Origin of the sequence: Pararhizobium gei (assembly GCF_029223885.1) — a bacterium.
GTDB lineage: Bacteria > Pseudomonadota > Alphaproteobacteria > Rhizobiales > Rhizobiaceae > Pararhizobium > Pararhizobium gei.
On sequence record NZ_CP119409.1, the window covers coordinates 2,453,808 to 2,471,817 of the forward strand.

Sequence of the window (18,010 nt, forward strand, 5' to 3'; positions counted from 1 at the left end):
CGCAAGCCCGTCTGCCGCTGCATCGATACCGTTTTGCACTTTACATCAAGCGAGGCGATTGAACGTAGCAGCCGGCCTCAAAGATTCGGTTAACCACCGATGGTCGAGAACTGCTCCTCCGGAAGACACAGCACTCCACCGGTCGTCGGCATCGTCACACCGGTCGTTCCCGGAAAGGTCAGCGGCAGTCCGAAGAGCGAGCGGACCGCGAGATAGGCCCAGGCTTCCGCCTCCATGGCATCGCCGTCAAATCCTGCCTCTTCCGCAGGCAACACGCAAGCGCGCTCGGCGCCGGCAAGATCTGCGAGATCCTGCATGATCACCCGGTTGAGTCGTCCACCGCCACAGACAATGTAACGCACCGGCGGCCGCGGCAGATGTTTGGCCGACTGCAAAATAGCGGCCGCCGTTACATAAGCCAGCGTTCGGGCGCCATCGGCAAGTCCGGCATCCGTCTTGTGAGGCGGAAGAAAATCGTTTCGGTCGAGCGACCGGCGGCGGTTGGCCGAAAAGAACGGGCTTTTCAGATAGCGCGCGGCCAGACTGTCCAGCACCTGCCCCTGTGAAGCGATGTGGCCGTCCTCGTCAAAAGCCTTGCCCGTGTGCATCTCGATCCATTGGTCGATCAGGCTGTTACCGGGGCCGCTGTCATAGGCAACAATATCGCCGTCGCTGCCGATATAGGTCAGATTGGAAATGCCGCCTACATTGACGAAGACCGTGGGCACTCCGCCGGCGCCTTCTGCCGCCAGCGCCGCATGATAGGCAGGGATCAGAGGTGCGCCCTGCCCTCCATGCACCATGTCATTGGCCCGCATGTCGCAGACCACCGGAATCCCCGTTGCGCTTGCAAGCAGCGCACCGTCACCAAGCTGCACCGTCAAGGCCTCGTCGGGACGATGCAGGACGGTTTGCCCGTGGAACCCGATCACATCGATATCGGCCGAGGAGAGGCCCGCCACGTGCAGGAAATCACTCACTGCAACAGCATGACGCAACGTCAGATTTCGTTCGATGGCAGCAAGATCGCCTGGCCGCGCCCGCCGGTCCTGCAGGTCTTTCGCATCCACCAACGCCTGTTTCAGACGCTCACGGAACGCCCGGTCGTAGGGCACGGACATGGAAGGGCCGCGATCCACGACGCCCTCCCCGTCCGTCTTCAGCAGCGCGATGTCGATTCCGTCCATGCTTGTACCGCTCATCAAGCCGATCGCGGTTTTCATCTTTGTTACCATTGGGTCGCGGTCCGGATTCTGGGAAATATTCGAAGACGAGTCAGGTGCACTTTTCGACAAAGAGTGCTAAACGCCCGCTCACACTTCACCAAGCTTAAAAATCGAAGAAAAACACCGCAAGCGAAAGATACAGGTCATGTCCGAGTTCAAGTCCGATTTCCTTCACACTTTGCAGGAGCGCGGCTTTATCCATCAAACCTCCGACAATGCCGGGCTGGATGCGCTCTTCAACTCGGAAATCGTGACAGCGTATATCGGCTTCGATCCGACGGCACCGAGCCTGCATGCCGGCGGCCTGATCCAGATCATGATGCTGCATTGGCTGCAGGCCACAGGTCATCGCCCGATTTCGCTGATGGGCGGCGGCACGGGCATGGTCGGCGATCCCTCCTTCAAGGACGAGGCGCGCCAGTTGATGACGCCCGAGACGATCGCCGCCAACATCGCCAGCATCAAGTCCGTCTTTTCCAACTACCTCACCTATGGCGAGGGTCGGAAAGACGCTTTGATGATCAACAATGCCGATTGGCTCCTGGGGATCAACTATCTCGAATTCCTGCGGGATGTCGGACGGCACTTCTCCGTCAACCGCATGCTGGCCTTCGACAGCGTCAAGACACGGCTTGAGCGCGAGCAATCGTTGTCCTTCCTCGAATTCAACTACATGATCCTTCAGGCCTATGATTTCGTGGAGCTTTACAAGCGCACGGGATGCCGCCTGCAAATGGGCGGTTCCGATCAATGGGGCAACATCGTCAACGGCATCGATCTCGGCCACCGGATGGGCACGCCGCAGCTCTACGCCTTGACCTCCCCGCTCCTGACCACATCGTCGGGCGCAAAAATGGGGAAGTCCGTCAATGGCGCGGTCTGGCTCAATCCGGACATGCTGTCGGCGTATGATTTCTGGCAATATTGGCGTAACACTGAGGATGCCGATGTCTCGCGGTTCCTGAAGCTCTACACGACGCTTCCGATGAATGAAATATCCCGCCTGTCACAGCTTGGCGGTTCGGAAATCAACGAGGTCAAGAAGATCCTGGCTACCGAGATCACGGCGATGTTGCACGGTCGCCCTGCGGCAGAGGAGGCTGCCGAGACCGCGCGCAAGACCTTCGAGGAAGGCGGGCTCTCCGCCAACCTTCCGTCGATCACTGTTCCCGCCGCCGACCTCGACGCCGGGATCGGTATCCTGACATTGCTTGTGCGGGCCGGCCTGGCGGAGTCCAACAGCAAGGCACGGCAGTTCCTGAAGGATGGCGCCGTGCGGATCAATGACATGACCATCAGCGATGATCGTCAAATTATCGGCACGGGCGAGGTCACGGCTGATGCCGTAATCAAGCTGTCGCTCGGCAAGAAAAAGCACATTCTGGTGCGCCCGGTATAAACGTTAAAAAACGGGCACAGATTTTAAAACCGGCTTGCGCCGGTTTTTTATTGGAACTCGAAAATACTGCGAAAGACGCCGGGCGCGATGATCGACAGCGGATTGATCGTCAGGCTCGGCTTCGTGAAGGGACCGGTCAGCTTGAAGGTGATGCCGAGCAGGCCACGGTCACGGCCATTGCCGAGCAGCGCGCCGATCAGCGGCAGTTCTCCGAACAGACGGTTCAGGCCATAGGCGGGCATGAAGGTGCCGGTCATGTCCATATTGCCGTTGCCGTCCCGCACCGTGCCCTGAAAGGTCGCGCCGATATCCGTGCCGCGAACCACGCCGCTGTCGATGGCGATCGCGCCTCCGTCCAGCATGACATTGGCAAAACCCCGGGAGAAATTCGCGGTGCTGACGTTGATGTCGCGCTTGACGGCCTGGCTGAGGCTTCTGCCGTCGTTTCCTGCCGGGGTGGAGACCATGGATTGCAGCCTCTCCTCGTTGACGAGCGAGAATTTGCGGATATCCACGCTGCCACGCCAGGAACTGCCGCCTCGATCACGCAGTTTTATGTTCAGGAGCCCGCCCCGCATATTGCCGTAGACATTTGCGAACCGCGCCAGGGATCCGGCGTCGCCGCTGGTGATCTCGAGCACGTCGTCGGCACCGCTCCCTGCCAGCTTGGCGACCACCGCCTGGCCGCTGTCAGTCACCGCGGAAAGATCGAGGGCAGCGATTCGGCTTCCCCGGGCAGTATAATTCAGTTTGATATTCGAAAGGGTTTCGTCATGAAAACCGGATCCCTGGTTGAGATCGGCGGAGAGGGAGATACGCAACGGGTCTGCACCGGATTTTCCCGATGACCCGCTGCGCAGGCGATCGATGACGGGTCGCAGATCGGCTGCACTACCACGAACATCGACAGAAAAACCACCCTTCTGCCGCTTTATACCGACGGTATAATCATCGCCTTTCGATAGCCTTACCGATGAAAACTGTCCGGCACTCAGCCCTGATTTGTCGATGACCATCTTGCCTTTAGCGCCGAAATTGTCGCCTGATAGAACCATGTCATCGACCGTTACGACCCCGTCCGCCGCGGCGGCGGTAAAGGTCGCTTTTGCAGCGATGCCCGGCCCTTTCGACCAGCCCACCCAAGGCAAGGACATCGAGGCATCCCCCAGATCGACTGTGACGGTTTGGCGATCGCTGTCGTCCATCTCGATATCGAGCCCTACAGGCCCACTGACGATGCCGCCTATGCCGGGCGCGAGCTTGGCAAGATCATCGCCGGAGACGGTTGCGGAAAGACTGCGGCTGCGCTTGACTTCGCCTGCCGCACCGACCGGCTCGGTAAGCGCGAGATCCATGGGAATACCATCTATATCGGCCTTCGCCTCCATCACCGCCTGCGCCGGGTCTATCCGCAACGTTCCCCTTATGTCGGATATGTTTCGGCCGGAGACCGGCTTGTTGAGCGTCACGCCGTCGAGCACCATCTGCGCCTGCCATTCCGGCGGCGGCGGGTTCTGATCCTTGACCAGACCGAAGCGGGCGCCGACCTGCGCTGTCATTGCGCCGGAGAAATCCTCCGGCTTGAAAGGCGTGCGCTTGAGCGCATCGATCGGCCGATAGCTGACAAGTTCGGCGATCGAATCGGCCGTGCCTGCCACGTCAATCTTCATTTCGGCGATCAGCGGCTTGGCATAGGTGTTGGGAATGACGAAGTTTCCGCCGGTGACGCTTGCCGAACGGCCTGAGGGGAAATAGGCGGTGCCCCGCTTCACCTCCACGTCGAGATGCTCGCCCTTCAACGTGAATCTGCCCGCCGCGTCGCGCAACGGGGGGATGTCGCCCGTCACATTGATGCGGGCGTCGTCAATATCGAAGCCGACATTGAGTTCATCACCGTTCAGGTCGATCGGTCCGACTGTACTTGAAATCCGCCCCATGGGCAGCGAAACTTCGATCTGACCGTTCGTGACCGTGCCGCCGAAAATATTGGCAACCACCCAGCGGCGCGCGTTTTTCCCGATCCACCACGGCCAGAGCTGCTTTACGGCAGCGGTTTGTAACGTGTTGCTGACAAGGGCGAAACTGATCTGGGGAGACGTTTCGCCAAACATCATGGACAGCGAGCCGGCGGCCGTCCCGAGCGCGCTCGATACGGTCAGTTCATTGAATTCCAGCTGCCGGCTGCCGGACAGGAAACGCCCCTGCGCCTTTGCGTCGAACATCAACGGTGCCTCGAGAACATCCAACGGTGCGGCCGTGGCTGACTGCAACAGGAAATCAAGAGAGTAACCCTGTGCTTGCGGACCTTCTGCCGGATCGAGATCGGAAATGGCACCGGTGAAGGGAAACACGGAGTGGCCGACGCGCATCACGGACGGCAGGATTTCCACGCGCTCTCGGCTGAAATCATAACTTACATTCAGTTCGGAGGGCTTCAGTTCCGAGGTCAGCCCCCCTGCGTCGAACACGCCTGCGCCCGAATGGACTTTGAGCGCCAGCGCCGGAGTCTGGCCCTGCCCTGCTGCGCGGGTCGCATCGACGCGCAATTCCGCGTTGCTGGTGATTCCAAAGGCTGTCTCAGAAGCGGTTACGGCACGGTGCAGGAAAGGCGCAAGCGGCAAGCCCGAGATGATTCCGGACAAATCGCCGATGCGCCCGTCTTTCCGGCCGGCGCTCAGATGGAGTTCAGTCGGCTCGCCGGCAATCGACAATTCGCCATCGATCTGCATGGATCCATCCGTGTTCCGCTGGAAATCAACGGCATCGACGATCACCGGGACAGGTCGCTGGCGCGGTCCCGCAAAAACCAGCTTCAGGTCTGCTATCCTGACGGCCCGCGTATTGCTCCGATCGATCACGGCAGACAGAGCGTCCATCCTGGTGAAAAACGATTCGAGCCCGCCCTCGACATCTGAAATGCGGATCGTGGTCAAGTCGAGCGGCTTGCCCTGAGGCAGCAGCGATGGATCGAGCGTAGCGCCCTGCGCCTCCAGCTTTGAGACAGCAATCCTGCCCCTGAGCAGGGCGAGAGGATTGAGCTCGATGGAGACCGAATCGGTCGTCACGATCCGCTTGGCGGACTGATTTTCGACGAGAGAGACATTTTGCGCGCGCAGGGCCAGGCCGCCGTTCGACGTCAGACGCAACACCGTACTGGCGACTTCCGCATGATAGCCTTCGCCGATCGCAGCGTTCAAAGCCGCCTGCGCCCTCGCATTCAGCGGACCGTCGAGAAAACCCCCTTCGATGACGACGACCAGTGCGGCAGCGACCAGGAGCAACAGCCCGGTTACCGACGCTGCCGCCATTGCGAGGATGCGAACCGTGCCGCGACGCTGCGGTGCATGCACGATGAATGGCTCATGCGCCTGCGCCGATGGCAGCGAATGCAGGGCAACGATATCTTGCTTGCGAAACGATATCTTCTCGCCGCGAATCTCATTCATCAGGGCAGGCAGTCTCCGGAATTCTCGGTCATCTCTGTCTTCTCCCTTCGTCCGTGTCTTGCACGAACACGCCGAAATCAGAATGATTCGTGGCCATGCAGGGAGTGTTTCCAACTGATTTTATTGAGCTTCAGCCGGAGGTCTTGCCGCAGGCACCCTATTCGCCTGCACAGAAGCCTAGTTAAAGAAGCACGGCAGGGCAAACGATCTCTGTAGATTGCTACGCCCTCGAAGGTACCGTCCGTACGAATTCCGGTGGACCCGGCTGGCCTGAATTGGCTATGCCTCTAGCTATCGATGCACGGCTCATGAAGCAGGAAAAAGGAAATTCCATGGCAAGACTTGCTGAACAAACGAAGGCGCCGGATTTCACGCTGCCGCGCGATGGCGGCGGCACTGTTTCGCTTTCTGATTTCAAGGGAAAAACCGTGGTCCTGTTTTTCTACCCGAAAGACGACACCAGCGGCTGCACTGCCGAATCGCAGGCATTCTCCGCTCTCGTCAGTGACTTCGACGCCGCGGGCGCGGTCGTCATCGGCATGTCTCCGGATTCCGCCAAAAAGCACGACAAATTCGTCAAGAAATATGATCTCACGGTGATCCTGGCGGCGGATGAAGAAAAAGCGACACTGGAAGATTATGGCGTCTGGGTCGAGAAAAGCATGTATGGCCGCAAATATATGGGCGTCGAGCGCACAACGGTTCTCATCGATACCGAGGGCACGATCCGCAGGATTTGGGAAAAAGTAAAGGTTCCCGGTCACGCCGAGGAGGTCCTCGTTGCCGTGCGTGGTCTTTCCGCAGGACAGTCGTAGCATGACTGACTTGCCCAGGATCGTCAGCCTGCGTGACGGCGCCGCCCGTGCCATTCGGGCTGACGATCTCGACGTAAAGACGTTGCTGACACAGGACGTCGCCCGCCGCTGGACGGCGCGCGGGCTGTCGCTTCGGTCTCCGCTCGACACGCAAGCTCCGGATCGCCCGGGCCGGCCCGCGAAGCCGGATCTCATCCCGCCGAGACAGGTGCCGAAGCGGGCATTGACGACGGAAAAGGGCCGGATCGCATTGCTCCACGCCATCGCCCATATCGAACTCAATGCCGTCGATTTGGCGCTCGACATCGTTGCCCGCTTTGCCAGCGAACCGGTGCCGCTCTCCTTCTTCGATGGCTGGATGACAGTTGCCTTCGAGGAGGCAAAGCATTTCCGGCTTGTCCGTGACCGGCTGCGCCAGCTTGGAGCAGACTATGGAGACCTGCCCGCCCATGACGGCCTATGGCAGGCCGCGCACGATACGCGCAACGACCTGACCGCGCGGCTTGCAATCGTGCCGCTAATCCTGGAGGCCAGGGGGCTTGACGTGACCCCGGCGCTCCAGGCCAAGATGCGGGAAGCCGGCGATCTTGAGAGCGCGGCCGTTCTGGACATCATCTACGAAGACGAGAAGGGGCATGTCGCGGTCGGTGCGAAATGGTTCCGCTTTCTCTGCGCCCGCCAGAAGAAGGACCCCGCCCTGACCTTCCAGGCTTTGGTGCGGACCAATTTCCGCGGACCGCTCAAGGCGCCTTTCAACGATATCGCACGGGCCGAAGCCGGCCTCACGCCATCCTTCTACCGATCGATGACAGCTTCGGTAAATCACTGACGAGCGGTATGAAATCACCATCTGCAAGGCTTTGTTAACCTTAACGGTGTCTAATCCTCCCATCAAGACGTGCGTGATCAATGCGGTGGGGGTGGCGGTGTCCAAGGCCAAAGGAAGCCAGGTTTTCGGCAAGCGCGCGCAAAAGCACGTCATCATCGTAGCCAGTGGCGACAAGGTCCGCCACATGACCGTCCAGCCCTGGATGGCCGCGCTGTCCGTGTGCTTCGTCTCTGTCCTTTCAATCGGTTACCTCGCCGCCACATCCTATCTGGTTCTCCGCGACGACCTGATCGGTGGCACGATGGCGCGTCAGGCACGCATGCAGCATGAATATGAGGACCGGATCGCCGCGCTCAGGGCGCAGGTCGACCGCGTCACCAGCCGGCAGTTGCTTGATCAGCAGGTGGTCGAAGACAAGGTGGAGAAGCTTCTGCAGCAGCAGATGGCGCTGTCGTCCCGTCATGGCAAGCTTGGCACCCTGCTCGACCGCGCCGAGCAGTCCGGTCTGACCGAGCCTCCAGCCGTCGAGCTTTCAAGACCACAGGCGTCCGGCAAGCGCGCCGACGCAGGCGGCGGCATCCATGCCATCGAGCGACTGATGGGCATTGCCGGCAAACGCAACCAGGAAACAGCGCTCGCCTACGCCCCGGGAAGCGCCATGGGTGGTGGCGAGACCGTTTCAGACAAAGCCGACCGGCTGTTTTCCAGGGTCACATTGTCCTTGAAGGACATCGAACAGGATCAGAAGCGCCGAATTGAGAGCCTGACTTCGGGTGCGGCGGAAACCTCTGACGCGATCATCGACATCGTCTCCCGTACCGGTCTTCGCGTCAGGGATGACGGCGATCAGGGCATGGCTGCACTCGAGCCGGCCGTTGGCGGCCCCTTTGTCGAACCCGAAACCACGGAAGAGTTCGACCGTTCGCTCATTGCCCTGGACACGGCGCTTGCGCGGCTGGAGCGCGTCAAAAGCGAGACAAGGAAACTGCCGTTCAGCAATCCGTCTCCATCCAGCGACATAACCAGCCGGTTCGGCAATCGTCCCGACCCGTTCTTTGGCCGGCTGGCGCTGCATGCCGGCATCGACTTCCGCGCACAAACCGGAACGCTCATCGTCGCCACGGCGCCGGGAACGATAATCGCCGCAGGCCGCACCGGCAGCTACGGCAATATGGTAGAGATCGACCACGGCAACGGCGTCACGACGCGCTACGCGCATCTGTCGAACATTCTCGTCAACATCGGCGACAAAATCGACGCCGGCGAAGCGATCGGTCGTTCCGGCAGCACCGGCCGATCGACGGGCCCACACCTTCACTATGAAGTCCGGCTGAATGGCGAGGCGGTCGATCCCATGCGTTTTCTGACAGCCGGCGTAAAGCTGAGCAGCTACATCAACTGAACCGGTTTCCTGACCCGGCTTTGGCGATCGGCACCTGACGCCGCCCCCGGCTCGCTTTATTCAACTCTGTATAACCTTAGAATCCCGGATTTCTTGACTTTCTCCGCTCATGGGACTAAGAGCCCCAGCGACGGCACCGAAAGCAGTTGCCGAGTCATCAGAGTTCGACTGAACCGGAACGGAAACAGATTTCCCTTTGACCACTTTTTCAGACCTTGGCCTGAGCCAAAAAGTTCTTTCCGCTGTCACAGACGCGGGCTACACGATCCCTACGCCGATCCAGGCTGGCGCTATTCCGCCGGCACTTCAACGGCGAGACATTCTCGGCATCGCTCAGACGGGAACCGGAAAGACGGCGTCCTTTGTACTGCCGATGCTCACGCTTCTGGAAAAAGGCCGCGCCCGCGCCCGCATGCCGCGCACGCTGATTTTGGAGCCGACGCGCGAGCTCGCCGCGCAGGTCGCGGAAAATTTCGAAAAATACGGCAAGAATCATAAGCTTAACATTGCGCTGCTCATCGGCGGCGTCTCTTTCGATGAGCAGGACCGCAAGCTTGAACGGGGCGCCGATGTGCTGATCTGCACGCCAGGCCGCCTGCTCGACCATTGCGAGCGCGGCAAACTTCTGATGACCGGCGTTGAAATCCTCGTCATCGACGAAGCCGACCGCATGCTCGACATGGGTTTCATCCCGGATATCGAACGTATCGCCAAGCTCATCCCGTTCACGCGCCAGACACTGTTTTTCTCGGCGACCATGCCGCCGGAAATCCAGAAGCTGGCCGATCGCTTCCTGCAGAACCCGGAACGCGTCGAAGTTTCCGTAAGGTCCTCGACGGCCCTGACGGTTACGCAGCGTTTTGTCGCCGCCCATGCCAAGGATTACGAAAAGCGGGCTATCCTGCGCGACCTCATCAACGCGCAGACCGATCTGAAGAACGCCATCATCTTCTGCAACCGCAAGCTGGATGTCGCCGAACTCTTCCGCTCTCTGTCGCGCCACGGCTTTTCCGTCGGCGCCCTGCATGGCGACATGGACCAGAGTTCGCGCACAAAAATGCTTGCGGGCTTCAAGGATAACGCGATTACCTTGCTGGTCGCCTCCGACGTAGCCGCCCGCGGCCTCGACATTCCCGATGTCAGCCATGTGTTCAACTTCGATGTGCCGATTCATGCGGAAGATTATGTCCACCGCATTGGCCGTACGGGACGCGCCGGCCGTTCCGGTGCCGCGTTCACCCTGGTCACAAAGCGTGATTCGAAATTCGCGGATGCGATCGAGAAGCTCATCGACAAGAAGATCGAATGGCTGAACGGCGACCTCTCTGCCCTGCCCGCGCCGATGGAAAGCCACGAAAGCAGCAAGCCCGATCGCAGCGGCCGGGACGGCAAGCGCGGCGGACGGCGCAGCGACCGGGACCGCGATCACGCGCCCCGTCCCGTGCACAGTCACAAATCGGACACCAAACAGGACGATAAAGTCATCGAACTCGAACCGGTCATAGCAAAGGCAGAACCTGTGAGAACTGAACGCAAGGCAGAAACGAAACCGCAGAATGCCGGCCGCCACAGCAACCGCCCTGCTCCGCAGCCCTATCCGGCCAATGACGACAACCGTGATCGCCGCAACCGCTATCGCCGCGATCATGACGATGGTCCGACCCCCGTGGGATTCGGCGACGATATTCCGGCCTTCATGCTGATCGCCGGTAAAGCCTGATTGCTTCGGCAATCGCATGGCACGTCCAGGCATTGATTTCCCCGGAGTGGGCTCAGGGCTTGCCGTTTTGAAAGACGGCAAGCTTTTGTTGTGCAAAAGAATGAAGCCACCGGAAGCCGGCCATTGGAGCATCGTCGGCGGTAAGGTCGATCATATGGAACCTGCCGCGGATGCCGCCCACCGCGAAGCGGAAGAGGAGAGCGGGCTCGTCATCCATTCCTCCCGCTTTCTCTGTGTGAGCGAGCAATGCATCGAAGCCGACGGGCAGCACTGGATCTCGATGATCTATGTGACCGACGATTTCTCCGGCGACGCTCAGCTCCTGGAGCCCGACAAACTCTCGGCCGTCTGCTGGTTCCCGCTCGACGACCTGCCACAGCCGCTCTCGCTGTTTGCGCGGGATGCGGTCCGTGCTCTTGAAGAATTGGCTATTTCCTCGCCCTGAGAGCCGCCTCATAGGCAAGCCGCACCCATCGCGCCATCTCGTCCGGATCGTCAAAGGCCTCGTCCGGAATTGACCAGTAAGGCATTGCGACTGGCTTCCCCTTGCCCGCATAGCTCCAGCGAACGCTGCCGGCCGCCTCGAATTCGGCCGCAGTCTCGGCATCCGCCTTCAACAGAATATCGCCGCCAACCTCCAGCGCCAGTATGCTGCCATCGCAATAGATGCCTTTGCCGCCGAACATGCGTTTGATGGTAACGGGGCCGAGGGAGGAAAACATCTCTTCGATGGCGGCATTGTCCATGGGATAAGTCCAAATGATAGCCGGCTAATTATTGAATTTCTGAATCGCTGAAGTTTACAATGTGCGGTAGTCGCGGTCGAGATAAAGGAGCGCCGGCCGCTGCGGGCCCAACGCCACCGCCACAACCTCGCCAAACAGCACGACATGGGTCGCGACCGTCTTGATGTCGATCAGCCGGCAATCGAAGGCGGCGACAGCCTCGCGCAGAACAGGCGCACCCGTCTCCAACCGGTCCCAGGTTCCATGGTCGAAGCGCTTGTCCGGATCGATATTGTTACGGCCTGAAAAGACATTGGCGAGATCGAGATGATCGGCCCCAAGCAGGTTGAGCGCGAAACTGCTGCTGTCGGTGAAAATCGCATTGCGCGGATTTGCGCTGTTTATGCAGACCAAAAGCGTCGCGGGATTGTCCGATACCGAACAGGCGGCCGTAATCGTCACGCCACGCCGTTGGCCGCCATGCGCTGCGGTTACGATATGAACATGTCCGGCGAGCCTGCTCATGGCGTCGCGATAGGCTAGCGGGTTCAGTTGGGTCTTGTCCAACACGACGGTCTCCAGAACGGCATTCGATTTTACACATAACCGCTGCCCCGGAATATGAAAGCCATGGGAAGGTTTTTCTTCGTCAAATCCCACAATCATCATTTGCCGGGCTCAAGCCGCTATCTTTTCCTTTGACGCCTGCGACCGCATCCTTAAACATGCAGCTGCCCAAATGGATCAGCTCATGTTTCGCGTCTGCCTCGTCACCCTGTTCTTCGCCACATTGGCTGCTCCTGCCATTGCGGCGGGCATCAAGGTCGCCGTGGTCGCACCGGTTGATGGTCCCTTCGCACTTCTGGGTCAGCAGATTCTGGACGGGGCGCGGTTCAAGGCAGAAGAGCGGGGATCGGAGATCATCGCCGTTCCCGAAAGCTGCGACACGAAAGACAGCGACGCTCTTGCCAAAGCAGTTCTGGCGTCGGGTGCCGAAGCCGCTATCGGATTTCTCTGCACGGAAAGCCTCGAAGCCGTGTTGCCGACGCTTGTCCAGACCGGCATACCGGGGATCAGCCTCAGCGTGCGATCCGGCATCCTGATGGAGGATGCGCTCAAACAGAAATGGCCCTTCTTCCGTTTTGCCCCGAGCGCCGATATGGAGGTTCGGGCGGTCACCGATATTATCCTCTCCCGCTGGAAGAACGAGCCTATCGCCCTCATCGAGGACGGGACTATCCACGGCCGGGAGCTGGTGGAGGGCGTCCGCGCCGCATTGGCGGACGTCGGCATGACTCCGGTCTTTTCCGATACCTACCGCCCCGCCCAGCAACAGCAGATCAGCCTCGTCCGGAGACTTGCGAAAAGCGGCGCGACCCATGTCTTCATCGGCGGTGATCGGAGTGATATCGCAATCATCGCCCGGGATGCCGCTTCGGAGAATCTTCCTCTGACCCTCATGGGCGGCGATGTGCTGAACGCCGCCGATCAGCCTGTTCCGCTCGCGGACGGCGTCCTCGCCGTCGCCGTGCCGGACTACGCGGCATCGCCGCAAGCGAGGGCCGTCACCGGCGAAATGCGCGCAGCCGATCTTATGCCAGAGGGTTACGTTCTCCCCGCTTTTTCAGCCGTAGAATTGCTGGAGCAGGCGAAGGACCAGGCTGGAAAGAATGATAGTCCGCTGTCGGCGGCCTTGCTGAAAGGCCCCTATCAGACGGCCATCGGCCCGGTGCGCTTCGATGCAGGCCATGAGTTGGGCGACAATCCCTACCGGCTGCTCGTCTGGCGAAACGGCCGTTTCGTCCCGGCGCCTGCACAGCCGGAGTGATGCGGCAGGAATCGGTACGTCTGTGGCCGATGAGGTCGGATCACGTGTCGTTGCCCGAGTTGCCGCCTGAACGGGCGGGCAGACGACGGACCCTGTTGTTCGCAGCCAGCAGCAATGCTATTGGCGGCGAAACAGTTGGAGCCACTTCTCATGCCGCTGCCGATCCGTATAGCTCCCTCCATTCTCGCTGCCGACTATGCCAAGCTCGGACAGGAAGTGCGCGACGTCGTGTCGGCCGGTGCCGACTGGATCCATCTTGACATCATGGACGGTCATTTCGTCCCCAATATTTCCTTCGGCCCGGACGTGATCAAGGCGTTGCGGTCTCACACGGATGCCTATTTCGACTGCCATTTGATGATTTCGCCGGCCGATGCCTATCTTGAGGCCTTTGCCAAGGCAGGCTGCGACAGCATTACCGTTCATGCGGAGGCCGGACCGCATCTCGACCGCTCGCTGCAAGCCATCCGGGCGCTTGGCAAGAAGGCAGGTGTGGCAATCAATCCGGCGACACCCGAAAGCACGCTCGACTACCTGCTCGACAAGATCGACCTTGTCCTTGTCATGACGGTCAATCCCGGTTTCGGCGGCCAGAAGTTCATTCCGTCGATGGAAGAAAAGCTCCGCCGGGTGCACAGGATGATCGGCGACCGGCCGATCGACCTGCAGGTGGACGGTGGCATAGCGCTCGACACCATCGCCCTGCCCGCGTCTGCCGGCGCCAATGTCTTCGTCGCGGGCTCGGCCATCTTCGGAGGCCGCCATGTTGACGCCTATCGTAAAACCATCGACACTCTGCGTGCCAATGCCAACGAGGGACGCGGGTGAAATTGAGACATGTCATCGCCGCGGCGATCATCGGATCGGCCGGTCTGCCTGGCCCCCTCCGTGCCGGTGACATAGCGGCGTTCCAGCCCATCGGCTTTTCTTCGGACGGCGGCCTATTCGCCTTCGAGGAATATGGCATCCAGGACGGGTCGGGATTCCCCTATTCGAACATCTTTTTCATCGACACCCGAAAGGATGCCTTCCTGCCGGGAACGCCGATCCGGCATCGGCTTGACGACGACAGCGCCGGACTTGCCAAGGTACGGAGATGGACACGCGACAAGGCGGCACCGCTGATCGACAGCCACGGCATGGCCGACAATCCCGGCCTGCTCGCAGCCTTCAACCCGGTCACGGAGAGCGTAGCGGCCACCGACCGGCTGACATACCGGCAATACGCCGTCGAGCCTCCCGTCGGCGGCGCATTCACGCTGGTCCTTAAGGACATTCCGTTTGCGCCGTCGGAGGCCTGTAAGGACATCACGCCGCAGTCGGCCGGTTTCAGTCTCGCTTTCGAGGCAGAAGATGGAGCCGCTTCGAAACGCATCATCCATATCGATACAACGGTGCCAGAGAGCCGCAACTGCCCGACCGGCTATCGCATCGGCGGCGTCATGGTCCATCATCCCGCAGGGAACGATCCTGTCCACATCGTCATGGTCCAGGTCCTGAGCGCCGGCTTCGAAGGCCGCGACGGCCGCTGGATCGCGGTACCCGTCGCCGGCGCACCATGATCGACGCCGAACTTGCGCAACGCCGACGACGTTCCCGTTTTGTCAGTTTCGGACAGCGCATTCACGCCTCCTTTCCGGGGAAAAGAGATATTTTCCTCGGTGCGCTGCTTTGGGCCGTCCTGATGTGCATGTCCGCGCTGGCCGGGCTTCTGTTGCGCAACGGCGCGCAGACAGCGAATTTGTCTGCCATCCTGCTGCTCTTTTTCGCCGGTGGCTTCCTCTCCTGGCCGGCCGCTCTTGTCCTCGGGCGCTTTTGCGCGCAGGGTCGCGATATCGAAACCCGATTTGCCGCCTATTTTCTGTGCCTGACCGTTTGCACCATCGCAGCAACTGCCCTTCTCTTCGCTCTCGACTACCGGTCTTTCTATGCCCGCTGGCACGGACCCGTGGGAAGCAGGCTCTGGCTTTACCAGTTCGCCTTTACCTCGGCGGGCGCCGTCTACCAGTTTCTGGTGATGGGGCTTCGGCTCTATCTGCCGCTTGGCTTCGTCGCGCTGGTGGCGACAAGCATGCGGCTCGCCTGGCAGCATCCCATTCAGCAACGTTGAGATTACCGCCCATCTTTGCTAGAGGCTCAGCAACGCCATTCCTGACGAAAGCTGAAAGCCCATGATCCCCCGCTACTCCCGGCCGGAAATGGTGGCCATCTGGTCACCCGAAACAAAATTCCGCATCTGGTTCGAAATCGAAGCCCATGCCTGCGACGCTCTGGCCGAGTTGGGTGTTATCCCGAAAGAGGCCGCAAAGACCATTTGGGAAAAGGGCGGAGCCGCGACCTTCGACGTCGATCGGATCGACGAGATCGAGGCCGTCACCAAGCACGACGTCATCGCCTTCCTTACCCATCTGGCCGAAATCGTCGGTCCGGACGCCCGTTTCGTCCATCAGGGCATGACCTCCTCCGACGTCCTGGACACCTGCTTCAACGTCCAGCTTGTCAAGGCAAGCGATCTCCTGCTCGCCGATCTAGACAGGCTTCTGGAAGCGCTGAAACGGCGTGCCATCGAGCACAAGGATACGGTCACCATCGGTCGCTCGCATGGCATCCATGCCGAGCCCACCACGTTCGGCATCAAGCTGGCGCTGGCCTATGCCGAGTTCGAGCGCTGCCGGAAGCGCCTGATTGCCGCTCGGGAAGAAATCGCGACCTGCGCCATTTCAGGTGCGGTCGGCACGTTTGCCAATATCGACCCCTACGTCGAGGAACATGTGGCAAAGGCCATGGGCCTTGCGGCGGAACCGGTCTCGACCCAGGTCATTCCGCGTGACCGTCATGCCATGTATTTCGCGACCCTTGGCGTCATCGCCTCCTGCGTCGAGCGCCTTGCAACGGAAATCCGTCACCTGCAGCGCACCGAAGTGCTGGAGGCGGAGGAATATTTTTCGCCGGGCCAGAAAGGGTCCTCGGCGATGCCACACAAGCGCAACCCGGTGCTCACTGAAAACCTGACAGGCCTGTCGCGCATGGTGCGCGCCTTTGCGCTTCCCGCCATGGAAAACGTGGCGCTGTGGCACGAGCGCGATATTTCCCACTCATCCGTCGAGCGCATGATCGGCCCGGATGCGACGGTGACCCTCGATTTTGCGCTTGCGCGTTTGACCGGCGTGATCGACAAGCTTCTGGTCTATCCCGATAACATGTTGAAGAACATGAACAAGTTCCGCGGGTTGATCCACTCCCAGCGCGTGCTGCTTGCCCTTACCCAAGCCGGCGCCTCGCGTGAGGATGCCTATCGTCTTGTGCAGCGCAATGCCATGAAGGTCTGGGAACAGGGCAAGGACTTCCTCGAGGAACTGCTTGCCGATAGCGAGGTTACGGCGTTCCTGTCGGAGTCCGTTATCCGCGAGAAATTTGACCTCGCCTACCACACCAAGCATGTCGATACGATCTTCCGCCGCGTCTTCGGCTGATCGCGCCCGAAGGGGCCGCGATGGCCCCTTCGCCTGTCTCGAATTGTTTCGAAGCGGACCGGTTTGCTCAATTGCGAACCAAATCTTCAAAACTATCCTCAGCCTTCGCTGCGATACTCGTCGCATTGAAATCGATGAGGTGGAGAGGAAGATGGCCTATCAGCAGACGATGCCGCGAACGACTGACCGGACGGAAGCGAAATTTACCGGAACCGTAACTGGCAAGGGGGGCTCGAGCAGCGGTACCGTCAAGGACTTATCGGCTTCTGGCATCTGCTTCAGGCTCAATTTCGATATCAACGCTAAAACCGGTCAGGAAGTGACCATCGAAAGCCCGGAGTTCGGTCATCTCACCGGTGTCGTGCAATGGTATCGCGGCGACAGAATCGGCATCCGCCTCGAACAATCATCCAACACCAAGGCGCAGATTTCGTCCTATTTCAAATTTTTCCGATAAGTGGACTCGACTGCGTGACAGTGTTACCGGCACCATGCAGCGGACGAAGACCTGCCTTGCATGTCTTTCTCTTGACTTCCGGTTCCAGCGGCCACACATCGCCGCTACCATGAAAGCATCAGAAGCAGACATCCTCATCGTTCCCGGCTACGCCAACTCCGGGCCGGATCATTGGCAAAGCCGATGGCAGAGCAAACTCGCCTCCGCCCGTCGCGTCGAGCAGGCAGAATGGGCAAAGCCCGTCCGTGAGGACTGGGTCAAGCGGATGATCGAGGACATCGACGCCGCCACCAAGCCGGTCGTGCTCGTTGCCCACTCGCTGGGCGTCGCGACGGCGGTCCACGCTGTGCAGCATGCAAAGAAGAAGATCGCCGGCGCGTTTTTTGTCGCACCGCCCGAGGTGAGCAGCCCGCAAATCCGGCCGAAGCACTTCATGACGTTCGGTCCTTATCCGCGCGATCCCCTGCCCTTTCCAAGCATGATCGTTGCCAGCCGCAACGATCCGTTCGGGTCCTACGATCACGCTGGAGATATCGCCAATGCCTGGGGCTCCATCCTCGTCGATGCCGGCGAATCCGGTCATATCAATGCCGACTCCGGCCATGGTCCCTGGCCGGAAGGCACCATGGTCTTTGCGCAGTTCATCAGCCGCCTGAAGCCCTGACACGGGCCTCTTTATGGTGAACCGAC

General features: G+C 60.2%; 17 protein-coding genes. 13 read left to right on the forward strand and 4 right to left on the reverse strand.

The window, feature by feature from the left end; translation table 11 throughout:
* Positions 1–89: 89 nt before the first annotated feature.
* Positions 90–1,235 (reverse strand): anhydro-N-acetylmuramic acid kinase, encoded by a 1,146-nt coding sequence (locus tag PY308_RS12060; protein ID WP_275782750.1) that lies wholly within the window; start codon positions 1,233–1,235, stop codon positions 90–92.
* Positions 1,236–1,371: 136 nt separating this feature from the next.
* Between PY308_RS12060 and tyrS the strand changes: the two genes are divergently transcribed.
* On the forward strand, positions 1,372–2,625 hold the full coding sequence (tyrS, locus tag PY308_RS12065) for a tyrosine--tRNA ligase (protein WP_275782751.1): 1,254 nt from the start codon (positions 1,372–1,374) through the stop codon (positions 2,623–2,625).
* Between the two features lie 47 nt (positions 2,626–2,672).
* On the opposite strand, the gene PY308_RS12070 is transcribed toward tyrS, so the two are convergent.
* Entirely contained in the window at positions 2,673–6,071 is a 3,399-nt protein-coding gene (locus PY308_RS12070; protein WP_275782754.1) for a YhdP family protein, read from the reverse strand.
* Between the two features lie 332 nt (positions 6,072–6,403).
* Here PY308_RS12070 and PY308_RS12075 point away from each other — a divergent pair, with 332 nt between their 5' ends.
* From PY308_RS12075 to PY308_RS12095, 5 genes are all read left to right on the forward strand, one after another.
* Positions 6,404–6,886, forward strand: a complete 483-nt coding sequence (locus PY308_RS12075) for a peroxiredoxin (protein WP_275782757.1) — start codon at positions 6,404–6,406, stop codon at positions 6,884–6,886.
* A gap of 1 nt (position 6,887) precedes the next feature.
* Complete coding sequence (locus PY308_RS12080; protein ID WP_275782760.1) at positions 6,888–7,715, forward strand: ferritin-like domain-containing protein; 828 nt, start codon at positions 6,888–6,890, stop codon at positions 7,713–7,715.
* A 97-nt stretch (positions 7,716–7,812) separates the two neighbouring features.
* On the forward strand, positions 7,813–9,117 hold the full coding sequence (locus PY308_RS12085) for a M23 family metallopeptidase (protein WP_275782763.1): 1,305 nt from the start codon (positions 7,813–7,815) through the stop codon (positions 9,115–9,117).
* Between the two features lie 196 nt (positions 9,118–9,313).
* Positions 9,314–10,837 carry a DEAD/DEAH box helicase gene (locus PY308_RS12090; RefSeq protein WP_275782765.1) on the forward strand — a complete coding sequence of 508 codons (1,524 nt, stop codon included), beginning with the start codon at positions 9,314–9,316 and terminating at the stop codon, positions 10,835–10,837.
* A 16-nt stretch (positions 10,838–10,853) separates the two neighbouring features.
* Positions 10,854–11,282, forward strand: coding sequence for an NUDIX domain-containing protein (locus tag PY308_RS12095; RefSeq protein ID WP_275782767.1), 429 nt, complete (start codon positions 10,854–10,856; stop codon positions 11,280–11,282).
* On the opposite strand, the gene PY308_RS12100 is transcribed toward PY308_RS12095, so the two are convergent.
* Positions 11,266–11,583: a TfoX/Sxy family protein gene (locus PY308_RS12100; protein ID WP_275782769.1), complete on the reverse strand. Its 318-nt coding sequence runs from the start codon at positions 11,581–11,583 to the stop codon at positions 11,266–11,268. The genes PY308_RS12095 and PY308_RS12100 overlap by 17 nt on opposite strands.
* A gap of 54 nt (positions 11,584–11,637) precedes the next feature.
* The gene (locus PY308_RS12105) at positions 11,638–12,087 is read right to left on the reverse strand and encodes a flavin reductase family protein (protein ID WP_275791105.1); all 450 of its coding nucleotides are present in this window, start codon (positions 12,085–12,087) and stop codon (positions 11,638–11,640) included.
* A 226-nt stretch (positions 12,088–12,313) separates the two neighbouring features.
* Here PY308_RS12105 and PY308_RS12110 point away from each other — a divergent pair, with 226 nt between their 5' ends.
* The 7 genes from PY308_RS12110 (at position 12,314) to PY308_RS12140 (ending at position 17,984) form a co-directional block, all read left to right on the forward strand.
* A complete protein-coding gene (locus tag PY308_RS12110) occupies positions 12,314–13,390 on the forward strand; it encodes a branched-chain amino acid ABC transporter substrate-binding protein (RefSeq protein ID WP_275782772.1) in 1,077 nt (358 codons plus the stop codon).
* A 150-nt stretch (positions 13,391–13,540) separates the two neighbouring features.
* Positions 13,541–14,218, forward strand: coding sequence for a ribulose-phosphate 3-epimerase (rpe, locus tag PY308_RS12115; protein ID WP_275782775.1), 678 nt, complete (start codon positions 13,541–13,543; stop codon positions 14,216–14,218).
* Complete coding sequence (locus tag PY308_RS12120; protein WP_275782778.1) at positions 14,215–14,952, forward strand: DUF2259 domain-containing protein; 738 nt, start codon at positions 14,215–14,217, stop codon at positions 14,950–14,952. The genes rpe and PY308_RS12120 overlap by 4 nt, the downstream gene beginning before the upstream one ends.
* A complete protein-coding gene (locus PY308_RS12125; protein WP_275782781.1) occupies positions 14,949–15,500 on the forward strand; it encodes a hypothetical protein in 552 nt (183 codons plus the stop codon). Before PY308_RS12120 ends, PY308_RS12125 begins: the two co-directional genes overlap by 4 nt.
* A gap of 61 nt (positions 15,501–15,561) precedes the next feature.
* Entirely contained in the window at positions 15,562–16,863 is a 1,302-nt protein-coding gene (gene purB, locus PY308_RS12130; RefSeq protein WP_275782785.1) for an adenylosuccinate lyase, read from the forward strand.
* Positions 16,864–17,014: 151 nt separating this feature from the next.
* Complete coding sequence (locus PY308_RS12135) at positions 17,015–17,320, forward strand: PilZ domain-containing protein (protein WP_275782788.1); 306 nt, start codon at positions 17,015–17,017, stop codon at positions 17,318–17,320.
* 109 nt (positions 17,321–17,429) lie between these two features.
* Entirely contained in the window at positions 17,430–17,984 is a 555-nt protein-coding gene (locus PY308_RS12140; RefSeq protein WP_275782791.1) for an RBBP9/YdeN family alpha/beta hydrolase, read from the forward strand.
* The last annotated feature ends 26 nt before the right edge of the window (positions 17,985–18,010 follow it).

Excerpts from the sequence above, each read along its gene's own strand:
- PY308_RS12135 (WP_275782788.1), top strand. The coding sequence starts at position 17,015 with ATGGCCTATCAGCAGACGATGCCGCGAACGACTGACCGGACGGAAGCG.
- PY308_RS12140 (WP_275782791.1), top strand. The coding sequence starts at position 17,430 with ATGAAAGCATCAGAAGCAGACATCCTCATCGTTCCCGGCTACGCCAAC.
- PY308_RS12100 (WP_275782769.1), bottom strand. The coding sequence starts at position 11,583 with ATGGACAATGCCGCCATCGAAGAGATGTTTTCCTCCCTCGGCCCCGTT.
- PY308_RS12075 (WP_275782757.1), top strand. The coding sequence starts at position 6,404 with ATGGCAAGACTTGCTGAACAAACGAAGGCGCCGGATTTCACGCTGCCG.
- tyrS (WP_275782751.1), top strand. The coding sequence starts at position 1,372 with ATGTCCGAGTTCAAGTCCGATTTCCTTCACACTTTGCAGGAGCGCGGC.
- PY308_RS12105 (WP_275791105.1), bottom strand. The coding sequence starts at position 12,087 with ATGAGCAGGCTCGCCGGACATGTTCATATCGTAACCGCAGCGCATGGC.
- PY308_RS12110 (WP_275782772.1), top strand. The coding sequence starts at position 12,314 with ATGTTTCGCGTCTGCCTCGTCACCCTGTTCTTCGCCACATTGGCTGCT.
- PY308_RS12060 (WP_275782750.1), bottom strand. The coding sequence starts at position 1,235 with ATGGTAACAAAGATGAAAACCGCGATCGGCTTGATGAGCGGTACAAGC.
- PY308_RS12070 (WP_275782754.1), bottom strand. The coding sequence starts at position 6,071 with ATGAATGAGATTCGCGGCGAGAAGATATCGTTTCGCAAGCAAGATATC.
- rpe (WP_275782775.1), top strand. The coding sequence starts at position 13,541 with ATGCCGCTGCCGATCCGTATAGCTCCCTCCATTCTCGCTGCCGACTAT.
- PY308_RS12125 (WP_275782781.1), top strand. The coding sequence starts at position 14,949 with ATGATCGACGCCGAACTTGCGCAACGCCGACGACGTTCCCGTTTTGTC.
- PY308_RS12080 (WP_275782760.1), top strand. The coding sequence starts at position 6,888 with ATGACTGACTTGCCCAGGATCGTCAGCCTGCGTGACGGCGCCGCCCGT.
- PY308_RS12095 (WP_275782767.1), top strand. The coding sequence starts at position 10,854 with ATGGCACGTCCAGGCATTGATTTCCCCGGAGTGGGCTCAGGGCTTGCC.
- purB (WP_275782785.1), top strand. The coding sequence starts at position 15,562 with ATGATCCCCCGCTACTCCCGGCCGGAAATGGTGGCCATCTGGTCACCC.